This is a genomic window from Bradyrhizobium sp. RDI18 (assembly GCF_043203335.1).
GTDB classification, from domain to species: Bacteria; Pseudomonadota; Alphaproteobacteria; order Rhizobiales; family Xanthobacteraceae; genus Bradyrhizobium; species Bradyrhizobium retamae.
The window spans coordinates 119,997-136,540 of sequence record NZ_JBICRN010000006.1 but is presented as its reverse complement, the minus strand read 5'-3'; the positions used below and the strand labels follow the sequence as shown (position 1 = coordinate 136,540).

The 16,544-nt window shown below is 62.9% G+C and carries 13 protein-coding genes and 2 pseudogenes; 12 read left to right on the top strand and 3 right to left on the bottom strand.

Going from position 1 to position 16,544, the window contains the following annotated elements:
• The first annotated feature begins 45 nt into the window (after positions 1–45).
• The 3 genes and pseudogenes from ACFXS9_RS01545 (at position 46) to ACFXS9_RS01535 (ending at position 3,696) form a co-directional block, all read left to right on the top strand.
• Positions 46–1,435, top strand: a pseudogene (locus tag ACFXS9_RS01545) (class II 3-deoxy-7-phosphoheptulonate synthase).
• A gap of 1 nt (position 1,436) precedes the next feature.
• Positions 1,437–1,790 (top strand): diacylglycerol kinase, encoded by a 354-nt coding sequence (locus ACFXS9_RS01540; RefSeq protein ID WP_275184317.1) that lies wholly within the window; start codon positions 1,437–1,439, stop codon positions 1,788–1,790.
• A gap of 157 nt (positions 1,791–1,947) precedes the next feature.
• On the top strand, positions 1,948–3,696 hold the full coding sequence (locus ACFXS9_RS01535) for an NAD+ synthase (protein ID WP_392684358.1): 1,749 nt from the start codon (positions 1,948–1,950) through the stop codon (positions 3,694–3,696).
• Positions 3,697–3,708: 12 nt separating this feature from the next.
• On the opposite strand, the gene ACFXS9_RS01530 is transcribed toward ACFXS9_RS01535, so the two are convergent.
• Complete coding sequence (locus tag ACFXS9_RS01530) at positions 3,709–4,902, bottom strand: DUF2865 domain-containing protein (protein WP_392684355.1); 1,194 nt, start codon at positions 4,900–4,902, stop codon at positions 3,709–3,711.
• Between the two features lie 156 nt (positions 4,903–5,058).
• Complete coding sequence (locus tag ACFXS9_RS01525) at positions 5,059–5,367, bottom strand: hypothetical protein (protein ID WP_392684352.1); 309 nt, start codon at positions 5,365–5,367, stop codon at positions 5,059–5,061.
• Positions 5,368–5,673: 306 nt separating this feature from the next.
• Between ACFXS9_RS01525 and cysS the strand changes: the two genes are divergently transcribed.
• From cysS to ACFXS9_RS01505, 4 genes are all read left to right on the top strand, one after another.
• The gene (cysS, locus tag ACFXS9_RS01520; RefSeq protein ID WP_392684349.1) at positions 5,674–7,344 is read left to right on the top strand and encodes a cysteine--tRNA ligase; all 1,671 of its coding nucleotides are present in this window, start codon (positions 5,674–5,676) and stop codon (positions 7,342–7,344) included.
• 114 nt (positions 7,345–7,458) lie between these two features.
• Positions 7,459–7,971 (top strand): GNAT family N-acetyltransferase, encoded by a 513-nt coding sequence (locus ACFXS9_RS01515; RefSeq protein ID WP_392684346.1) that lies wholly within the window; start codon positions 7,459–7,461, stop codon positions 7,969–7,971.
• The gene (gene cimA / locus ACFXS9_RS01510) at positions 7,968–9,566 is read left to right on the top strand and encodes a citramalate synthase (protein ID WP_392684343.1); all 1,599 of its coding nucleotides are present in this window, start codon (positions 7,968–7,970) and stop codon (positions 9,564–9,566) included. Before ACFXS9_RS01515 ends, cimA begins: the two co-directional genes overlap by 4 nt.
• Before the next feature lie 111 nt (positions 9,567–9,677).
• On the top strand, positions 9,678–10,055 hold the full coding sequence (locus tag ACFXS9_RS01505; RefSeq protein WP_392684340.1) for a VOC family protein: 378 nt from the start codon (positions 9,678–9,680) through the stop codon (positions 10,053–10,055).
• A gap of 10 nt (positions 10,056–10,065) precedes the next feature.
• On the opposite strand, the pseudogene ACFXS9_RS01500 reads toward ACFXS9_RS01505, so the two are convergent.
• Positions 10,066–10,670: pseudogene (locus ACFXS9_RS01500) on the bottom strand (TIGR00730 family Rossman fold protein).
• A gap of 212 nt (positions 10,671–10,882) precedes the next feature.
• Here ACFXS9_RS01500 and ACFXS9_RS01495 point away from each other — a divergent pair.
• From ACFXS9_RS01495 to ACFXS9_RS01475, 5 genes are all read left to right on the top strand, one after another.
• Positions 10,883–12,880, top strand: coding sequence for an ABCB family ABC transporter ATP-binding protein/permease (locus ACFXS9_RS01495; RefSeq protein WP_392684337.1), 1,998 nt, complete (start codon positions 10,883–10,885; stop codon positions 12,878–12,880).
• A 57-nt stretch (positions 12,881–12,937) separates the two neighbouring features.
• Positions 12,938–13,636, top strand: coding sequence for a phosphatidylserine decarboxylase (locus ACFXS9_RS01490; protein ID WP_392684334.1), 699 nt, complete (start codon positions 12,938–12,940; stop codon positions 13,634–13,636).
• Between the two features lie 65 nt (positions 13,637–13,701).
• Positions 13,702–14,592 carry a CDP-alcohol phosphatidyltransferase family protein gene (locus ACFXS9_RS01485; RefSeq protein ID WP_392684331.1) on the top strand — a complete coding sequence of 297 codons (891 nt, stop codon included), beginning with the start codon at positions 13,702–13,704 and terminating at the stop codon, positions 14,590–14,592.
• 128 nt (positions 14,593–14,720) lie between these two features.
• Complete coding sequence (locus tag ACFXS9_RS01480; protein ID WP_065745282.1) at positions 14,721–15,440, top strand: RraA family protein; 720 nt, start codon at positions 14,721–14,723, stop codon at positions 15,438–15,440.
• Between the two features lie 39 nt (positions 15,441–15,479).
• On the top strand, positions 15,480–16,448 hold the full coding sequence (locus ACFXS9_RS01475) for a Bug family tripartite tricarboxylate transporter substrate binding protein (protein ID WP_392684328.1): 969 nt from the start codon (positions 15,480–15,482) through the stop codon (positions 16,446–16,448).
• The last annotated feature ends 96 nt before the right edge of the window (positions 16,449–16,544 follow it).

Here is a 16,544-nt window from a genome sequence, read left to right as displayed (position 1 = left end):
TAACGAAGGCGGATAAGTTGCGGTTTTTGCTCAGGAGTTAACGTCATGTCCGAGCGGTGGACGCCCGATAGCTGGCGCACCAAGCCGGTGCTGCAGGTCCCCGATTATCCCGATGCCAAGGCATTGGCCGACGTCGAGGCGCAGCTTGCTACGTTTCCGCCGCTGGTGTTCGCCGGCGAGGCCCGTAACCTGAAGAAGGCGCTCGCCCGCGTCGCGGCCGGCGAGGCCTTCCTGCTGCAGGGCGGCGATTGCGCCGAGAGCTTTGCCGAGCACGGCGCCAACAACATCCGCGACTTCTTCCGCGTGCTGCTGCAGATGGCCGTGGTCCTGACCTATGCCGGCGCGCTGCCGGTGGTGAAGGTCGGCCGCATCGCCGGGCAGTTCGCAAAGCCGCGCTCGTCGAACACCGAAAAAATCAATGGCGTCGAGCTGCCGAGCTACCGCGGCGACATCATCAACGACATCGCCTTCACCCCGGAAGCGCGCATCCCCGATCCGCAGCGCCAGTTGATGGCGTACCGGCAGTCGGCGGCGACGCTGAACCTGCTCCGCGCATTCGCGACCGGTGGCTTCGCCAATCTCGGCAGCGTGCACCAGTGGATGCTGGGCTTCCTCAAGGATTCCCCGCAGTCCCGCCGGTACAAGGAGCTGGCGGATCGTATTTCAGACGCGCTCAATTTCATGCGCGCCTGTGGGCTGGACCTCGAAAGCCATCCCGAACTGCGCGCCACCGATTTCTACACCAGCCACGAGGCGCTGCTGCTCGGCTACGAGCAGGCGCTGACCCGGGTGGATTCCACCTCCGGCGACTGGTACGCGACGTCAGGCCACATGATCTGGATCGGCGACCGCACCCGCCAGCTCGACCACGGCCATGTCGAATATTTCCGCGGCATCAAGAACCCGATCGGTCTGAAATGCGGCCCCTCGCTGAAGCCGGATGAGCTATTGAAGCTGATCGACATCCTCAATCCCGACAACGAGCCGGGACGGCTGACGCTGATCAACCGCTTCGGCTCCGACAAGGTCGGCGATCATCTCGCGCCGCTGATCCGCGCCGTGCAGCGGGAAGGGGCGGATTGTGGTCTGGTCTTGCGATCCCATGCATGGCAACACCATTACCTCGACATCGGGCTACAAGACCCGGCCGTTCGACCGGGTGCTGTCGGAGGTGAAGTCGTTCTTCGCGATCCACGCCGCCGAAGGCACCCATGCCGGCGGCGTGCATCTGGAGATGACCGGGCAGGACGTCACCGAATGCATCGGCGGCGCGCGCGCCATCACCGACGAGGATCTCAACGACCGCTACCACACGGTCTGCGATCCCCGCCTTAACGCCGAACAGTCGATCGATATGGCTTTCCTGATTGCCGAACTGCTGAAGCAGGAACGCGCCGGGAAAGCTCAGCCGATGCCGGCCGCAGCGGGACTTTGATTTGCTGCGACTCTGGCGGGCCACGATCAACACCCGTAACGGCCTCGCTTTTGCGATCCGCTCGGAGCAGGCCGTCCGCGAGGAACTGTTCGCATTGGTGCTGTCGGTGCCGCTGGCCTGGCTGATCGGCACGACCACGATGCGCCGCGTGGAACTGGTCGCGGCCGTCGCCTTTGTCCTGGTGGTCGAGCTGCTCAACACCGCGATCGAAAAGCTCGCCGACCGCCTGACCACCGAGCACGACCAGAAGATCGGGCAGGTCAAGGACATGGGGTCGGCGGCGGTCGGCGTGGCGCTGTTGATGGCCGGCCTGTTCTGGCTGTTCGCCCTCGCGGAACGCATGGGCGCCATTTAGATATGCTTAGATATGCGGTTCTGATTTGCATCAGAACCGCATATCTAAGTTTTTGTTTTGACGCGTTTTCTTCACGCGAACCGGTATCCACTTCGCTCGAAAACGCTATCAAAGCGAGCAATTGCAGTTTGCTCTTGTGCAAGGCACCATCGCCCCCATGACCGACACCTTTACGATCACGCTGGCGCAGTTGAACCCGACGGTCGGCGACGTGCCAGGCAACGCCGCCAAGGCCCGCGCGGCGCGCGACAAGGCCGCGGCCGATGGCGCCGACCTCCTGCTGCTGCCCGAATTGTTCATCTGCGGCTATCCGCCGGAAGACCTGGTACTGAAGCCAGCCTTCCAGGCCGCCTGCCGCGCCGCGGTCGAAGAGCTGGCGCGCGAGACTGCGGGCGGCGGGCCCGCTGTTTTGATCGGCACGCCCTGGGTCGAGGACGGCAAGCTCTATAACGCCTGCGTGCTGCTCGATCAGGGCCGCATCGCCGCCTTGCGCTTCAAGGCGAACCTGCCGAACTACGGCGTGTTCGACGAAAAGCGTCTGTTCGCCCGCGGCCCCGCCGCCGGGCCGGTGACGGTCCGCGGCATCCGCGTCGGCGTCCCCATCTGCGAGGACATCTGGCTCGAGGAATCAGAAGAATACGAGAACGTCGTCGAGTGCCTCGCCGAGACCGGCGCGGAAATCCTCGTGGTGCCGAACGGCTCGCCCTACGCGCGCGACAAGAACGACCTCCGGCTGTCGATCGCAGTTGCCCGCGTCACCGAGAGCGGGCTGCCGCTGGTCTATCTCAACCAGATCGGCGGGCAGGACGAACTGGTGTTCGACGGCGCGTCGTTCGCGCTCAACGCCGACCTCTCGGTGGCCGCGCAACTGCCCGCGTTCGAAGAAAGCATCACCACGCTGCGCTGGACCAAGGGCGCCGACGGCTGGCGCTGCTCGGGCCCCGTAGTGCCCCTGCTCGAGGGCGACAAGGGCGATTACGCCGCCTGCGTGCTGGGCCTGCGCGACTACGTCCGCAAGAACGGCTTTCCGGGCGTCTTGCTCGGCATCTCCGGCGGCATCGATTCCGCGCTGTGCGCGGCCATTGCCGTTGATGCGCTCGGCGCCGATCAGGTCCGCGGCGTGATGCTGCCCTTCCGCTTCACCGCGCAAGTGTCGCTCGACGATGCCGCGAAACTCGCCAAAGCACTCGGCATCCGCTACGAGGTGCTGCCGATTGCCGATGCAGTGAACGGCTTCGAGAAAATCCTCTCCGGACCATTTGCCGGCCTGCCGCGCGACATCACCGAGGAGAATTTGCAGGCGCGCACCCGCGGCACGCTCTTGATGGCGATTTCCAACAAGACCGGCGCGATGGTGGTCACGACCGGCAACAAGTCGGAGATGTCGGTCGGTTACGCCACGCTCTACGGCGACATGAACGGCGGCTTCAATCCGATCAAGGACATCTACAAGACCGAAGTGTTCCGGCTATCGAGTCTGCGCAACGAGTGGAAGCCGGATGGCGCGCTCGGGCCGTCGGGCGAGGTGATTCCGGTCAACATCATCACGCGCCCGCCGACGGCGGAGCTGCGCGAGAACCAGACCGACCAGGATTCACTGCCGCCCTACGAGATGCTGGACGGCATACTGGAGCGTCTGGTCGAGCGCGAGGAGCCACTGGCCACGATCATCGCGGCCGGTTTTCCGGCTGAAACGGTGACGCGGATCGATCGCCTGCTCAACATCGCCGAATACAAACGGCGGCAGGCTGCGCCCGGCGTCAAGGTGACGGAAAAGAACTTTGGCCGTGATCGCCGCTATCCCATCACCAACCGCTTCCGCGACAACGGCAAGGCGTTGCCTGCGCCCGACGAAAAACTGGTCGCCCGCGCCGGCCGCGCCTCGGCGGATGCGTTCGAAGGGTAGGGCGTTTGGCGCCTACTGCTTCGGCGGGATGAAGGTCGGGCCGACGGTGCGGATCGGCTTGTCCTTGTCGTTGGTTGCGGCCGTCGTATCAGCCGGAGCAGCCGGAGCCGTCGCCGCCGGTGCGGGCGCGGCGGCGGTGGTGCCTGCGGGCGCGGCGCCCTTCTTGGGCGGCGGCGCGCCTTTCGCCTGCCCGCGCTGTTGCATCCGCTTCGCACTTTCCTCTGTGACGATGATGTCGCCCTGCTGTTCGACTGCCGCCCTGTCGTCGACGGACTTCAGCGCTTCGGACCAGGTCTGGCCCGCAGGCTTGCAGGAGCAGGATGCGTTGAACTCGGTGCGGAATTTGAACGCGTTGGGCAGCGATGAATAGGGCTGGCCGTTGATCGAGACCGCCTGGTTGATGTCTTCGCCGGGATTGCGATAGGCGAACAGATTCGCCTCCGCCGCCGGGCACAGCGCCTTGCAGGTCCTCTCGTCGTCCTGGAAGCGGGCCTGCACGGTAGCGAACGAGACCGGGAAATAGGCGCCATCGCAGGTGCGGACGCAGACGGTGCGGTAGGTGCCGGATGGCGCACCGAGATCGGCGCTCGGCGGCGGCAGCGTGTTGTTGTTGTTGCCGAACAGGCTGTCGATGAAGTTGCCAGGGCCGCGCGCGGCAGCGGCATATTGCGGGCCGCAATTGTTCTGCGCGAGCGCCACCAGCACCGAGCGGCGCTGGTTTTCGCGGTCAGCGCCGCCGATGCCGCCGCTGCGCAGCCGCTCCAGGCTGGTGGTGATCTGGTCGAGATTGGCGCGCATCTGCTGAATCTGGTTGTTCACCGGGCCGCACTGGGCGGAACGACCGTTGAACAGCGAGAAGAAGCCCGAGCTGTCGCAGCCCATACGCTTGGCTTGCAGCGTGACCCGGTCGAACTCGGCCTGCTGCTTGGACTCGGCTTCCTGATAGCGGCGGATCTGTTCATCCTTGGTGGGGTCGCCGGTGCCCGCGCCGCGGTCGATCGTCGCCAATTGTCCTTCGAGCCGGATGCAGATCGGATTGGCCTGCGCGCCCTGTTGCGGCGGGGCGTCCTGGTTCATCTGCGCCATGGCGTCGTCGTTCGTCTGCGCCAAAGCGGGTGCGTCCGGGGCGGCGATGCCGAGCAGGATGGCGCAGGTCAAAATTCGAAGGGAGAGGAAGCGTTGCGAATTTCCAGCATATCCGGCCATTGAGAGCTGATCCGCGCGGCTCAAAAAGCCTGATGACGCGGCCAAGGCGGCGTTCTGCGGCCAAGGCCGCATCCAATAGCTGCTTCTCGGGGCAGCGTCACGTCGTTTCCGGGGCGCGGGTGTGGCAAACCGGCCCTTGAAATTACGGGGTTCTCTTTAGCGCTGGCAGGTAATGGCGACGTATTCGCCGCACGCCGGGCCTGAGCAGCGGTTGCCACCGCCGATCGGAACCGCGCTGGTGACCTCGTCGGGCTCGACGCGACGATAGGCGGTCGCCTGCGCAAATTCCCGTGACTGACAATAGGAGCGGGCGGCGTGGGCGCCACATTTGTCGCCTCTGGCGAGGCACTCGTCGACGCCGTAACCATCGGCCTGGTTGGCCACGATGAAGACGTGGCTGTCGGCGGCAGCGGCCGAGGCGGCGAGCAGGAAGGCACAGGCAATGAGTGCGGAGGAAAGTCGCATGGATGGCACCGGCGGCGGGAAGGAGACCGCCCTCAGAAATAGGCCCGAAGTGTTAATAATGATTAACCATGAGGGCCGAGGGCGGCTGTGAATGGCGGGGGTTCGGCGGCCTGATCGCCCCCAAATCGGGCACAAGCAAGGCCTTGACGGCGTGCCTGCGATGCCGCAATGGTTGGAACCATGAACGGTCTCCTCGCCATCTGCGCCATTTGCCGCGAGATTATTAGCTAGCGATTCGCTGGCTGAGGCCGTCTTTTCTCAAAAATGAGATCACTGGACGCCCGGCCGCAAGGGATGGGTACGCCAATGGAATTGCGTCTCTACGATACCTTGACGAAGGAGAAGCGGCCGTTCGTGCCGCTCGATGCCGATAACGTCCGCATGTATGTCTGCGGACCGACGGTCTATGACTTTGCCCATATCGGTAACGCCCGGCCGGTTATCGTATTTGACGTGCTGTTCCGGCTGCTGCGGTATCTCTACGGCAAAGATCACGTCAAATATGTCCGCAACATCACCGACGTTGACGACAAGATCAATGATCGCGCCGCGCGGGATTTCCCCGGCCTGCCGCTCAACGAGGCGATCCGCAAGGTCTCCGAATTGACTGAAAAGCAATTCCACGACGACGTCGATGCACTCGGGGCGTTACGGCCAAACGTTGAGCCGCGCGCCACCGAACATATCGCCGAGATGCGAAAGATCATCGAGAAGCTAGTCGAGGGGCGCTTTGCCTATGTGGCCGAGGACCATGTGCTGTTCTCGCCGCAGGCGATGAACTCTGCGAATGCCGTGCTGCCGCGTTACGGCGCGCTTGCCAAACGCACTCTCGACGAGATGATTGCCGGCGCCCGCGTCGATGTCGCCCCTTACAAGCGCGATGCCACTGACTTCGTGCTGTGGAAGCCGTCGAAACCGGGTGAGCCATCCTGGCCGTCACCTTCGGGCATCGCCGCGCCGGGCCGACCGGGCTGGCACGTCGAATGCTCGGCGATGGCGTGGAAGCATCTCGGCGAGCATTTTGACATCCACGGCGGCGGCATCGATCTCGTATTTCCCCATCACGAGAACGAATTGGCGCAGACCTGCTGTGCCTTCCACCAAGGTCGCATGGCGAACGTCTGGATGCACAACGGCTTCCTGCAAGTCGAAAGCGAGAAGATGTCGAAGTCGCTCGGCAACTTCATTACCATCAACGAACTTCTAACGACCGACAAGTTTGGAGGCCGAAGATGGGCTGGTGAAGCGCTTCGCTTTGCGATGCTCCAAACGCCTTATCGAGAGCCAATAGACTGGACGGTACGAAGTTTGGAGCAAGCAGCGTCTCGCTTGAGAGGTTGGAAAGATTTTGCTGCGGATCGAACTCAGAGTCATGTCAGTCGAGGCTTGTTTGACGAGGTCATCGGGTTGCTTATGGACGACCTCAACACGCCCGCGGCTCTCAACCTCATCGATCGAGTGACTAAAAACGAAAACGCATCAAATAGAGATCGGTATACAGTCTATAAGACTCTCGATCTTTTGGGCTTCAAGGGTGGACGAAGCAACGTTGCTCGATTAGCAGAAGAACTCGCTGCGACAGCAAATAACATTGCGAAGTTCACTACCAACGACTGGCAAAGCATTGTCGCCGGCGTCAAGCTTAAGCCATTCCTAAATAGCGGAAAGCCCAAGGCAGGCACTAATCTAATCGCTTCCATCGAGGTGGTGCGTCGCTTCCTTCAAGACATAGAGCCACTAATTCGAGATGCAGTTGATCCAGCTCTCATCGAGGATCTGCGAGGGAAAAAGATCAAGAAGTTTGCACCCAAAACGACGAATCTCGAGAAGAGGATCATCGAATTGCTCAATTTGCGTACCGCTGCCCGAGCGCGCAAGGACTTCACGGAGTCCGATCGCATCCGTGATGAACTCGCTGCGATGGGGGTTGTCATCAAGGATTCCAAGGACGGTACCACTTGGGAGATCGTGCAATGACCCGTCCCGATACCCCGTTTCCGAAACACTGGCGCTATTACATCTTCATCAAATGGGCGCTGATCGTTGCCGCGATCGTGTTGGCCTTGAGACTGTTCGGAGTGTTTTGACGCGATGGGACAGGCATTGCCAAAACCTGGCTTGCGGCCGTTTCTGCCGGCGGATGTTCCGATGCTGGCGGCGATCTTCGTTGCCGCCATCGAGGGACTGACCGGCGACGACTATAGCGAGGCGCAGCAGGGAGCCTGGGCGCAGGCGGCCGACGACGAAGCCGCGTTCGGCAAGAAGCTTGCCGGGCAGTTGACGCTGATCGCGACTATCCAGAACGCGCCGGTCGGCTTCGCCTCGCTGAAGGGCGCTGACCATATCGATATGCTCTACGTGCATCCGAGCGTAGCCGGGCAGGGCGTTGCCTCGATGCTGGTCGATGCGCTCGAAAAACTGGCGGGCGCGCGCGGCGCGAAAACCCTGACGGTCGATGCCAGCGATACAGCCGAGCCATTGTTCAGAAAGCGCGGTTATACCGCCAAGCAGCGCAACACCGTTTCGCTCAACGGCGAATGGCTCGCCAACACCACGATGCAGAAGACGCTGGCGACAAGCGCCGCGCCGGGAGCGCCGACATGAGCCGCGAACGCCTCTATCTGTTCGACACCACGCTGCGCGACGGCGCGCAGACCAACGGCGTCGATTTCACGCTGCACGACAAGCAGATCATCGCGCAGATGCTGGATGAACTCGGCATCGACTACGTTGAAGGCGGTTATCCCGGCGCCAATCCAACCGACACCGAATTCTTCGCCGAAAAGCCGAAGCTCGAATACGCGAAATTCACCGCGTTCGGCATGACGCGCCGTCCGGGCCGTTCGGCCTCGAACGATCCGGGGCTGGCGGCGCTGATCGAAGCCAAGGCCGATGCGATCTGCTTCGTCGCAAAGTCCAGCGCTTATCAGGTGCGGGTCGCGCTCGAGACCACCAACGAGGAAAACCTCGCCTCGATCTGCGACAGCGTCGTCGCTGCGAACGCTGCCGGGCGCGAGGTGATGGTCGACTGTGAGCACTTCTTCGACGGCTACAAGGAGAGTTCCGATTTCGCGCTCGCCTGCGCCAAGGCCGCCTACGATTCCGGCGCGCGCTGGGTCGTGCTGTGCGACACCAATGGCGGCACCATGCCGCACGAGATCGAGACCATTGTCGGCGACGTCGTGAAGCACATTCCGGGCAGCCATGTCGGCATCCACGCCCATAACGACACCGAGCAGGCGGTGGCCAATTCGCTGGCCGCGGTGCGGGCCGGGGCGCGGCAGATCCAGGGCACGCTGAACGGGCTCGGCGAGCGCTGCGGCAATGCCAATCTCTGTTCGCTGATCCCGACGCTGCGGCTGAAGAGCGAATTCGCCGATGCGTTGGAAATCGGCGTCACGGACGACAAGATGGCGACGCTGATGAAGGTGTCGCGGACGCTCGACGACATGCTCAACCGCGCGCCGAACCGCCATGCGCCTTACGTCGGCGAAAGCGCGTTTGTCACCAAGACCGGCATTCATGCCTCCGCCGTTCTGAAGGATCCGCAAACCTACGAACACGTCTCGCCTGAATCCGTCGGCAACCACCGCAAGGTGCTGGTCTCGGATCAGGCCGGCCGCTCCAACGTCATGGCCGAACTCGATCGCGCCGGTATCCCTTACGAAAAAAGCGATCCAAAACTGGCGCGGCTGGTCGAGGAGCTGAAGGAGCGGGAAGCGGCGGGGTTTGCCTATGAATCCGCCAACGCCTCGTTCGATCTACTGGCGCGGCGCACGCTCGGCCGGGTGCCGGAGTACTTCAAGGTCGAGCAGTTCGACGTCAATGTCGAGCAGCGCTACAACGCCAACGGCCAGCGCATCACGGTGGCGCTCGCCGTCGTGAAGGTCGATGTCGCCGGAGAGCGGCTGATCTCGGCGGCCGAGGGCAACGGTCCAGTGAATGCGCTCGACGTTGCCTTGCGCAAGGACCTCGGCAAGTACCAGAAATACATCGAGGGCCTGAAGCTGATCGATTACCGCGTGCGTATCCTCAATGGCGGCACGGAAGCGGTGACGCGGGTCCTGATCGAGAGCGAGGACGAGAACGGCGAGAGCTGGACCACCATCGGCGTCTCGCCCAATATCATCGACGCTTCGTTCCAGGCGCTGATGGATTCTGTGATCTACAAGCTGGTGAAATCAGGCGCGCCGGCGTGAGGTGATACGGTCATTCCGGGATGGTCCGAAGGACCAGACCTCAGATGCGCAATTGCGCCCCATAGTTCGATGCTTCGCATCGCCCCGGAATGACGTCTGGAGCACATTCAAATGATCGATCACATCTCCGTCGGCGTCAGCGAACTCGAACGTTCGGCACGCTTCTATGAAGCAACCCTCGCAGCCCTCGGCCTCTCACGCCTCGTCACCCGTCCAGCAACCATCGGCTTCGGTAAGACATACCCCGAGTTCTGGATCAACCTGCGCGCCAGCATGGCGCCCGTGCCGCCCGAGAGCGGCACGCACATTTGCCTTCGCGCCAAAACGACTGCCGATGTCGATGCGTTTCACGCCGCTGCCCTCAACGCCGGCGGCCGCTGCGACGGCGCACCGGGCATTCGCCCCCACGATCGCGTGAAATATTACGCAGCATTCGTCGTCGATCCCGATGGCAACCGCATCGAGGCTGTGACGTTTCCCAGCGAATGAGCTGAGGAGCCTAAAGCCTCCGCGCCACTTCCGGCGCAAGCTCCTTTGTCGCCGCCGGCGTACGGGCGGCATGGGCACTCAGGCGCGGCAGGATGTCTTCCACGCGGTCGGCTATCAGCACATCAATTGGGAACGCCGGGCGGATAAATTCGGTCGCGCGCATATGCGCGAGCAGCGAGAGCAGCGGTTCCCAGAAGCCGTCGATGTTGGCGAGCAGCACCGGCTTGGAGTGGCGGCCGAGTTGCTGCCAGGTCATCTGCTCGACCAGTTCCTCCAGCGTGCCGATGCCGCCGGGCAGCGCCACGAAGGCGTCCGAGCGTTCGAACATCAGCCGTTTGCGCTCGTGCATGTCAGGCGTGACGATCATCTCCTGGACACGCGACAGCGCAAGTTCACGCGATTTCAAAAATCCGGGATGATGCCGGTGACGAGGCCGCCATGATCCAGGGTGGACTTGGCGATCTCGCCCATCAGCCCGACTGATCCGCCGCCATAGACGAGGCGGATACTGTTCTCGGCAAAAGCTTTTCCCAGGGCTTGGGCAGCTTCGACAAAACGGGGATTGGAGCCGGCGCCGGAGCCGCAATAGACACAGACAGTTTTGATTTGATCCATAAAGACCATGTGGCACTGCACCCAGGAAACCTCAAGTCTGATTGATTTCGCTGATGCAGCAGAAATAGGTCCGAAATCAAACCAAACGGGGGAAAGATTTATCTTTCAAGGCTGTACGGGAGAGTTAAACGCTTTATATGACGCACATATGCAGATCATCAGAAACCATCTGACGGCGGTCGGTGCGCCATCTTGCGTTGGGCGCGACAGCGATGGCTGATTCTGATTCGCACACCGATATCGTCCAGCTGCCGGCCGACAACGCTCCCGAAAAGGCGACCCTGATCGGGACGCTGGTTCACCTGTGGCCCTATATCTGGCCCGGCGACCGCGCCGATCTGAAAATGCGCGTGGTCTGGTCGATGGTGCTGCTCTTGCTCGCGAAGCTCGCGACGCTGACGGTGCCATTCACCTTCAAATGGGCGATCGATGCGCTCAACGGCATGGGCACGGCACCGGTCGAGGCCTCGAACTGGATGCTGTGGCTGATCGCCTCGCCACTGCTGATGACCGCAAGCTACGGCGCGGTGCGCGTGCTGATGGCGGTGCTGACGCAGTTTCGCGACGGCATCTTCGCCCGCGTCGCCATGCATGCGGTGCGCAAACTCGCCTACATCACCTTCGTTCACATGCACGAATTGTCGCTGCGCTTTCATCTGGAGCGCAAAACGGGCGGCCTGACGCGCGTGCTGGAGCGCGGCCGCACCGGTATTGAGGTGATCGTGCGGATGGTGATCCTGCAGCTCATCCCGACCATCGTCGAGGTCTCGCTCCTGATGGCGGTGCTGCTGTGGCAGTTCGACTGGCGCTATGTGCTGGTCACCGCGATCACGGTCGTGATCTACATGTACTACACCTACATCGCGACCGAATGGCGGATCGAAATCCGCCGCAAGATGAACGACTCTGACACCGAAGCGAATACCAAGGCGATCGACTCGCTGCTCAATTACGAGACGGTGAAATATTTCAGCGCCGAGACGCGCGAGGCCGAACGCTACGACCGTTCGATGGAGCGCTACGAGCATAACAGCGTCAAGACCTATACCTCGCTCGCGGTGCTCAACACCGGGCAGGCGGTCATCTTCACCATCGGCCTCACCGCGACGATGCTGATGTGCGCGCTGGGCGTGCGCAACGGCACCAACACGGTCGGCGATTTCGTCATGGTCAACGCCATGATGATCCAGCTCTACCAGCCGCTGAACTTCATGGGCATGGTCTATCGCGAGATCAAGCAGGCGATCATCGACATCGAGAAGATGTTCAACGTGCTGTCGCGCAATCCGGAGATCAAGGATGTCGAGGGCGCCGCGCCGCTCATGGTCAGCGCCGGCAATGTGCGCTTCGAGGACGTGCGCTTTGCCTATGATCCGGAGCGGCCGATCCTCAAAGGCTTGAGCTTCGAGGTGCCCGCCGGCAAGACGGTCGCGATCGTCGGTCCCTCAGGCGCCGGCAAGTCGACGATTTCGCGGCTGCTGTTCCGCCTCTACGACGTCTCCAGCGGAAAAATCCTGATCGACGGCCAGGATATCAGAAACATCACGCAGGCGAGCCTGCGCGCCTCGATCGGCATGGTGCCGCAGGATACCGTGCTGTTCAACGACACCATCCGCTATAACATCCGCTACGGCCGCTGGGACGCCGGCAATGCCGAGGTGGAAGAGGCGGCGCAACTGGCGCAGATCGACAGCTTCATTCGCAACTCGCCCAAGGGCTACGAAACCCAGGTCGGCGAACGCGGCCTGAAACTGTCGGGCGGCGAGAAGCAGCGCGTGGCGATCGCGCGCACGGTCTTGAAGGCGCCGCCGATCCTTGTCCTCGATGAGGCCACGTCCGCGCTCGACAGCCACACCGAGCACGAAATCCAGGAAGCGCTGGAGCGCGTCTCACGCGGCCGCACCTCGCTGGTGATTGCCCACCGGCTGTCGACGATCGTTGGCGCCGATGAAATTATCGTGCTGGATCAAGGGCGCATCGCCGAGCGCGGCACCCATGTCAGGCTTTTGGCTGCCGGCGGGCTTTATGCCAGCATGTGGAATAGGCAGCGCGAAGCCGAGGCGGCGCGGGAGAAGCTCGCGCAGATCGACGACGGCAACGAAGCGCCGAACCGCGCCCCGCCGCCGGTCGATGATCCGCTCAATGAGCCGTCCAAAGGGCCGGCCAGAGATCCCCTGTCCAAAGATCCCTTGGCAACTGCCGCGGAATAATCCAAATACGGCGCTACTTCCAAGGCAGCGAAGTCGGCCAGATAACAGCGAGCCCTAATGTCGATTGCGAATTCCATCCGCGCGCAGATCCCACCGATCCACCCGGAGGGCTATCCGTTCATCGGCGGCTTTGCGCTGGTCAGCCTGATCCTGTTCTGGATCTGGACGCCATTGGGTTGGATCGGCACCATCGTGACCGTCTGGTGCGCGCTGTTCTTCCGCGATCCCGTCCGCGTGACGCCGGTGCGCGACGGCATCGTGGTGTCGCCGGCCGATGGCCGCGTCTCGATGGTTGCTCAGGTGCTGCCGCCGGCCGAACTCGGCCTCGGCGATCGGCCCTTGCCGCGCATTTCGATCTTCATGAGCGTGTTCAACTGCCACGTGAACCGCAGCCCGGTGACCGGCCGGATTGACCGTATCGCCTACCGGCCCGGCACCTTCATCAATGCCGAGCTCGACAAGGCCAGCGAAGACAATGAGCGCAACTCGCTGGTGATCTCGACCACGAACGGCCGGATCGGCGTGGTCCAGATCGCCGGATTGGTGGCGCGGCGGATTGTCTCATTCGTGCGCGAAGGCCAGTCGATCGGCGCTGGCGAGCGGTTCGGCCTGATCCGTTTCGGCTCGCGTCTGGATGTCTATCTGCCCGAAGGCACGAGATCGCTGGTTTCGGAAGGCCAGACGGCAATTGCCGGCGAGACGATCTTGGCCGATTTCGGCTCGACCGAGCAGGGCCGGACGTTTCGCGCCGATTAACCACCTTCGGCGCCTAAATGGCCAGGCGGCCGCCGATGGCAAACCGGGCCGGCGCTTGCTATATAATGGCTGGCATGCTGATCCCGGACCCCAAATACCCTGAACTGCGCCGCCGCCGGTTTCGCCCGATCCCGGTGCGGATGCTGGTGCCCAACGTCATCACTTTGCTCGCGATCTGCGCCGGGCTGACGGCGATCCGCCTGTCGATCGAGGGGCGGATGGAGCTCGCGGTTGCGGCGATCGTATTCGCGGCGGTGCTTGACGGGGTCGACGGGCGCGTGGCGCGCATGATCAAGGGCCAGTCGAAATTCGGCGCCGAGCTCGACAGCCTGGCGGATTTCGTCAATTTCGGCGTCGCGCCCGGCCTGATGCTGTATTTCTGGCAGCTCCAGGAGTTGAACAACGGCGGCTGGATCGCGGCGATGGTGTTTGCGATCGCGGGCGGCCTGCGGCTTGCGCGCTTCAACGCCAGCATCGACGATCCGAACAAGCCTGCTTTTGCGGCGAACTATTTCACCGGCGTGCCGGCGCCGGCCGGCGCGATCCTTGCGATGCTGCCGTTCTATCTGGCGTTTCTCGGCGTCCCCAAGCCGCCGGCAATGCTGACCGCGGCCTATACGCTGCTGATCGCGTTCCTAATGGTGTCGCGGCTGCCGGTATTTTCCGGCAAGACGGTGAAGATGCGCGTGCCGCCGGAAATGGTGTTGCCGGTCTTCGTCTCCGTGGTGTTCTTCGTTGCGCTGCTGATCGGCTACCCCTGGCACATCCTCTCGATCGGCTCGGTGCTCTACCTCGTAAGCCTGCCCTGGGGCTGGAAATCCTATCGCGACCACGAGCGCAACGCCGCCCTTGCCGCACAGCAGGCTACGACGGCTGAAGCCACGCCGTCATCTCCGGGGACATTCTCGCCGACTCCCAGCGAGACCGAGGACGAACGGCCGGCGCGGCTGAACTGAGCGGCCTCGCCACTCTCCGATATGGCTGCCGTGAGCCGCTGCCGATTGGGTTCTCCCCCAATCTCGGCTATAGGGCTTAGCGAACTACGGTCTCAAAGAGCCGGGCCGAAAAATCAGGAGAGAACGCCGTGAACAAAGCCGTTACCGCCCCGCTGCCTGCTTCCGTCCTCGAGGCGCTGGCGCGCTACGACACCCCGACGATCTGCAATGCGATGGAGATCGTGGCGCCGGAGCGCCGCCTGATCGGCTACACCACCAAGCCGCTGGTCTGTCCGTTCCCCGACCTGCCGCCGATGGTCGGCTACGCCCGCACGGTGACGATCCGCTCGGTGCTCAAATCCACGCTTCCCGCCGATGAGCAGGCGAAGCGCCGCATCGCCTATTACGAATATGTCGGCACCGGCTTCGGCCCGCGCATCACCGTGATCCAGGATATCGACGGCGCCGATGTCGGCTATGGCGCGTTCTGGGGCGAGGTGCAGAGCAACGTTCACAAGGCGCTCGGCTGCCTCGGCGTCATCACCGACGGCTCGATCCGCGACATACCGCAATGGGCGCCAGGCTTCCAGGCTTTGGCCGGTTCGATCGGACCGTCGCATGCCTGGGTCCATGCCGAACATTGGGGTGGCGAGGTGCGCGTCGCCGGCATGACGGTGCATTCGGACGATCTGATCCACGCCGACCAGCACGGCGCCATTGTGATCCCCATCGACATCGCGGCAAAGATTCCGGAGGCCGCCGAACTCTGCGGCCGGCGCGAAACGCCGATCCTGGAGATCGCGCGCAGCCCGGACTTCACGCTGGAAAAACTGAAAGAGGCGCTGAAGCGCTCGGCGGAGATTCACTGACGAAAAGTCGGATCTGACAAATGGGCGAGGGGGAGCGCTATGAGACGGTTCTGGGCGGCACTCTCATTATCGTTGCTTCTCGGCGTCGCAGCCGTGCAGGCACAAACCTATCCCTCGCGGCCGCTCACGCTGATCGTGCCGTTCCCGCCGGGCGGATCGACCGATACTGCCGCGCGGATCATGGGCGAGCGGATGCGGGCAACGCTCGGGCAGTCGATCGTGATCGAAAATGTCGGCGGCGCCGGCGGTAGCATTGGCGTCGGACGCGTCGCCCGCGCTGCGCCTGACGGCTATACCTTCGACATCGGCCAGTGGGACACCCATGTCGGCAGCATCATCTACAAGCTCGACTACGATCTCGAAAAGGATTTTGAGCCGATCGCGCTGGTCTCGAACAATCCGCAGCTCATGGTCGCCAAGAAAGACCTGCCCGCGAACACGCTGGCCGAACTCGTGGCGTGGATGAAGGAAAACCCCGGCAAGATCAATTTCGTCAACCAGAATGCGGCGGCGAACGTCACCGGCGTTTTGTTCGAGAGCCTGACCAAGCAGAAGGTGCAGTTCATTCCCTATCGCGGCGCCGGGCCTGCCATGACCGATCTCGTCTCGGGCACGGTCGATCTCTTGGTGGTGCAGGGCGCGGCGGCGCTGCCGCAAATCCGCGCCGGCAAGATCAAGGCGCTCGCCAACCTTTCGCCGACGCGCTCGGCCTCGATGCCGGACATTCCGACCGCGGACGAGAGCGGCGTGCCCGGTCTCTACATGTCCGGCTGGTTCGGCTTCTGGGCGCCGAAGGGAACACCGAGAGAGATCATCGCCAAGCTCAATGCGGCGACAACAGAGGCGCTGGCCGATCCCGCGATCCAGAAGCGCTTTACCGAACTCGGCCTCGACGTCGCTCCGCGCGCGCAGCAGACGCCGGAAGGATTGGCCGCCTTCCAGAAGGCCGAGATCGAAAAATGGTGGCCGATCATCAAGTCAGCCGGCATCGGCATCCAGGCGCAGTGAGCTAATGACGGCGAGAGAATGCCAGCCGCGTGCCGGCGCATTATGGTTAGCGAATCCTTGCACCGTGTGGCCGCCGCCCCGCATTTTTACGATCCC